The 2,989-nt window shown below is 39.4% G+C and carries 3 protein-coding genes; all 3 read right to left on the reverse strand.

Annotation, left to right across the window (positions count from 1 at the left end; genetic code table 11):
* Positions 1 to 345 precede the first annotated feature (345 nt).
* On the reverse strand, positions 346 to 1,683 hold the full coding sequence (locus tag E1163_RS01315; protein WP_185155913.1) for a tetratricopeptide repeat protein: 1,338 nt from the start codon (positions 1,681 to 1,683) through the stop codon (positions 346 to 348).
* 109 nt (positions 1,684 to 1,792) lie between these two features.
* Positions 1,793 to 1,954 (reverse strand): hypothetical protein, encoded by a 162-nt coding sequence (locus E1163_RS01320; protein WP_155168724.1) that lies wholly within the window; start codon positions 1,952 to 1,954, stop codon positions 1,793 to 1,795.
* 380 nt (positions 1,955 to 2,334) lie between these two features.
* Positions 2,335 to 2,706, reverse strand: coding sequence for a VOC family protein (locus E1163_RS01325; RefSeq protein ID WP_155168725.1), 372 nt, complete (start codon positions 2,704 to 2,706; stop codon positions 2,335 to 2,337).
* Positions 2,707 to 2,989: the final 283 nt, after the last annotated feature.

Consider the following 2,989-nt stretch of genomic DNA (forward strand, 5'->3'; position numbering starts at 1 on the left):
AATCTGCAAAGAACCTTACATAGACATATACATGGCTCAGAACCTTAAGGGATTATTTTTAGTGGAGTAGCAATCACCTTCTGGCTCAAGTGTTGCAACTCCCATCTGGTAGTTAAGCGCAGCGATCCTACGACCTAAGATGATATAGGGCGTCCGCCCGGGCTAATTCTGTAAATGCTATCTTTAAAAACATTGGAAGAAAATAGGCCATTCGGGGTCAAAACACTATGTATTTCGCAGTATTTTGTGCAATATTCAATAATTGAGCGGACGCTCAAGATCATAATGTGTCCGTAGCGGACCAGGGGGCAGTACGGGAAATTACAAGACTGTAGCACCACGTATTTACCATTTAAGCACTTGCCTGATCCGGTATATTTTACGACCGGCTATAAACAGTATTACCCCTGCAGCTATTACGAGCGTAAAAAGCGTTATGACCGTATAGCTGTACAGGGAGTTTAATAGTGTCTCGGCTTTTTTCTGTTTTTTCTCGTAATCGAGCTCCACTGAAAGCCCCAATGCTGCCTGTAGTGCCTTATAGTTAGTTTTATCCACCAGCTCTTCTTCCAACAGATCCTGCCTGGCATCCAGTAGCAATATATTTTCATACTGCTCAATGCTCACAGGCATATCGGCCTTTCGTAGTGCCGTATAGGATTGCCTGATGAGCCGCAGGGACTCCTGCAAGTGCTCATTGATGACATCTTTGTCCGCAGCCTCTATCGCCTGTTCGAGGTATTGAACTCCTTTCTTGTGGTCTCCCTGTTGCTGGTACAGCCTGCCGAAGATATTAAGCAATCCGGCAATTCTCTGGCTACCTTCCATCTCATTAGACAAAGTCATTGCTTTGTTTAGCCATTTTCCTGCTTCTTCGTATAATCCCTGCTCCATGTATACTTCCCCTATATTGGCATAGCCAATAGCTTGCTGCTCCCCATGGGTTGCACCTGTACACCTGAGTGACTTAAGGTAATGATCTACAGCTTCCGGATAGTGCTTAGCGCGATAATACATGCTACCTATTTGGTTATAAATCCGATTTAGATAATACGGCTTTCTGTCTGTTAATGCATCTGTCAAAGATAATGCGGATTCGAAATAGAGTTTGGCGGAATCATAGTTGGGCTTTGACATCGCAAAGTGGCAAATTCCCAAGTTCAAATTTGCAATCAACTGGTTTTCTGCATCTTCCGTAGTATTGTGGATCGATGCCGTCCTTTGATAAAATTTTTTTGCATATTCATAATTCCCTGTTTCAACAAAAACGCTTCCTATATTATCCAAGACCACAGCTATTCGTGGAGTATCTTTAATCTTCTCAAGATGACCTATCGCTTCCAGATAAAGTTCTATCGCCTTAATGTAGTCAAGCTCACCCTTTTTGATCAAGCCCATATTGTAGCAGGACTTACCTGCAGTAAGGTTATCTCCTATTTTTATGGCCAACTGTCGTTGCAAAGCGAGATAATCATATGCCGCTTTTATATCCGATGCATTATTATACGCTTTGTAAAGTGCATAATAAATACTCAACTTGGTTACATCATTAGGTTCATTCGCCAGTAATGCTTTCAGTTGTTCAATACTTTCAGGCAAAGGTGGGTTGGAAGGTTTGGCTACTTCCGAACTGCAGGTTGCGAACAGCAATATTGTCACTATTGTTGTAAAGACATACTTCATATTTAGATGGTTGTTTAAATGGACACCCAAATAGAAGTTTTCACTTACACTATACAAATTCATAATAGCCAATACCTTACATGGTTTAATTATCTCATTAAATTGCCTGTCACATCGGGCCATGGTCTTCTGCTTCATTGCCAATGGTGGCTGCAGGCTCCTCAATATTTACAGGTTGAGGTACAATATTATCAGACTCATCGACACAGGATGAAAAACCTGATGCAGTAAAAATTATACCTAGTACAATCATTGAATTCCTTAGTTTCATAGCGATTTTTTTTAAGTTTGTACAAGTATAATTTGAAGGTACTTACCAAAATATTTCACTTCATATTCTAAAGCACACCCGTATGTATATAACGCATTTTTATCCTTACAAATGCATAACTAGTCAATAATACGGGTTTACATATGCGATAAAACTAGTTAAACACCTGTAAGAGTTTGGTGATTTATGAAATTTAAGCTATGGAATAATATGGATTTGGGTAAAAGCTTACACCCTGGTGCATTCTTTTTGCACCGTCTTGCATGAATTTTGTGGTGTACTTTTAAGTAGGGAAGGCTCAGGCCTGTTATCACCATCCATTTTGAAATGGTTAATGACCATGTTTCGCTTAAGAATAAACACAGTTATTCTTCGAGATTCTAGACATGCTGGTCAACAAGTATGGCGTTACCATCCGGATCAAGTACCACAAAACTTGCAGGGCCGGTAGTAGTTTCATCGGCCTCACTTTCCAATTTTACTCCCCTGGCTTTTAACTCCTTTTGAATAGACCTGACATCATCACAGTCTTTAAGCTTATTGGCATCGGTATCCCAACCCGGATTGAAGGTGAGGATATTGTTTTCAAACATCCCCTGGAAGAGTCCAATCAGTGATCCTTCATTTTTCATGATCAGGTAATTTTTTTCTATATCCCCTGCAAAGACTGTAAAACCCAGGTTTTCATAAAACTGCTTTGAGGCTTTAATATCTTTAACACTGAGACTTATGGAGAAGGCGCCTAATTTCATAGTTATTGGGGTTTGTTGATGCTAAGGTGTTAATAAAGATAATGAAAGGCGATTAAAGTATAAAGCAACACATGATGTCCTAGCTAAATACAACCACGATTTAAGAGCTTGTTACAGATTTCAAATATTACTTAAATCCTTTAAGATCAATATTTTCCACTTTAACCAAACTATCTGAAAAGTTTAGAGAATGACCTTTTTGCCATACCACCTCCATTATCGTATCTTTTGAAATTGAGTAGTTTATATTTTCAATAAATCTATGTTCCTCGCTTCCCATCCA

This window comes from Fulvivirga kasyanovii, assembly GCF_009711405.1.
GTDB classification, from domain to species: Bacteria; Bacteroidota; Bacteroidia; order Cytophagales; family Cyclobacteriaceae; genus Fulvivirga; species Fulvivirga kasyanovii.